The 1,457-nt window shown below is 72.6% G+C and carries 2 protein-coding genes and 1 pseudogene; all 3 read left to right on the top strand.

Features of this window, described 5'->3' with window-relative positions; all coding sequences use genetic code 11:
* Positions 1-238, top strand: a 238-nt coding sequence (locus tag FV222_RS25935; RefSeq protein ID WP_281406929.1) for a glycine cleavage T C-terminal barrel domain-containing protein, incomplete at its 5' end; no start/stop codon positions are given.
* 36 nt (positions 239-274) lie between these two features.
* Positions 275-637, top strand: a complete 363-nt coding sequence (gcvH, locus tag FV222_RS25930) for a glycine cleavage system protein GcvH (protein ID WP_147815995.1) — start codon at positions 275-277, stop codon at positions 635-637.
* 97 nt (positions 638-734) lie between these two features.
* A pseudogene (locus FV222_RS25925) lies at positions 735-1,457 on the top strand (glycine dehydrogenase (aminomethyl-transferring)); the annotation flags it as partial.

Raw genomic sequence — 1,457 nt, 5'->3', positions numbered from 1 at the left:
GCGTAGCCCCGTGCGCGCCGGAGCACCGCTGTTTGCCGACGCCGCCGCGCCCGAGTCGGTCGGCATCGTGACCTCCGGCGGCTTCGGGCCGAGCCTCGGCGCGCCGGTGGCGATGGCGATGCTGCCCATAGCGCTGGCTGCCGCCGGCACCCGCCTCCTCGCCGAGGTCCGCGGCCAGCGCCTGCCCGTCCAGGTCGTCCCCCTCCCCTTCGTCCCGGCCGGATTCAAGCGCGGCTGATCCGGCCCACCCTCCCCATCCCTCAGGAGCCAAGACATGTTGCGATTCACCGACGAGCACGAGTGGCTGAAGGCGGAGGGCGTGGTCGTCACCGTCGGCATCACGGCGCATGCCGCCGAGCAGCTCGGCGACCTCGTCTTCATCGAGCTGCCGAAGGTCGGGGCCCGGCTCGCCAAGGGCGAGGCGGCGGCGGTGGTCGAGTCGGTGAAGGCGGCCTCCGACGTCTACGCGCCGCTCTCGGGCGAGGTCGTCGCGGTCAACGACGCGGCGGTCGCGGACCCGGCGACGGTGGGCACCGATCCGCAAGGGGACGGCTGGCTCTACCGCCTGCGCCTCGACGACCCGTCCGAGATGGACGGGCTGATGGACGAGGCCGCCTACGCCGCCTTGCCGAAGTAGCCGCCTTGCCGAAGTAGCCGCCTGCCGAAACAACCGCCTGCGATGCGCCGGCGGCCCTTCGCCCTTCCAAAGGCCCACTCCGAGCCGGGACGCCGCCATGACCGCGCATTACGACCCCTACGACTTCGCCAACCGCCGCCACATCGGCCCGACGCAGGCCGAGATCGACGCGATGCTCGCCGCCGTCGGGGCGCCGAGCCTGGAGGCCCTGATCGACGAGACGCTGCCCCCCGACATCCGGCAGGCGCAGCCGCTGGCGGAGGAGGACGCCTTCGGCCCCGCTCTCACCGAGCGCCGGGCGATCGAGCGGATGCGCGAGATCGCCGACCGCAACCGCGTCCTCGTCTCGCTGATCGGCCAGGGCTATCACGGCACGACGATGCCGCCGGCGATCCAGCGCAACATCTTCGAGAACCCGGCCTGGTACACGGCGTATTCGCCCTACCAGCCGGAGATCAGCCAGGGGCGGCTCGAGGCCCTGATCAACTTCCAGACCCTGGTCTGCGACCTCACCGGCCTCGACGTCGCCAACGCCTCGCTGCTGGACGAGGCCACCGCGGCGGCCGAGGCGATGGGCCTCGCCCGCCGCGTCGCGGCCTCGAAGGCCGACGCCTTCTTCGTCGATCGCGACTGCCTGCCCCAGACCATCGCCGTGCTGAAGACGCGGGCGGCGCCCATGGGCTGGCGCGTCGTCGTCGGCTGCCCCTTCGCCGACCTCGATCCGACCGAGGTCTTCGGCGCGATCTTCCAGTACCCGGGGGTCGGTGGCGCGATCCACGACTTTTCGGGGCCGATCACGGCCCTGCACGCGGCCGGCGCC

This window comes from Methylobacterium sp. WL103, assembly GCF_008039885.1.
GTDB lineage: Bacteria > Pseudomonadota > Alphaproteobacteria > Rhizobiales > Beijerinckiaceae > Methylobacterium > Methylobacterium cerastii.
This window is presented reverse-complemented; position numbering and strand designations above follow the sequence as displayed.

What these genes read in the sequence shown, in the direction of transcription:
- gcvH (WP_147815995.1), top strand. Translation starts at nt 275, where the DNA reads ATGTTGCGATTCACCGACGAGCACGAGTGGCTGAAGGCGGAGGGCGTG.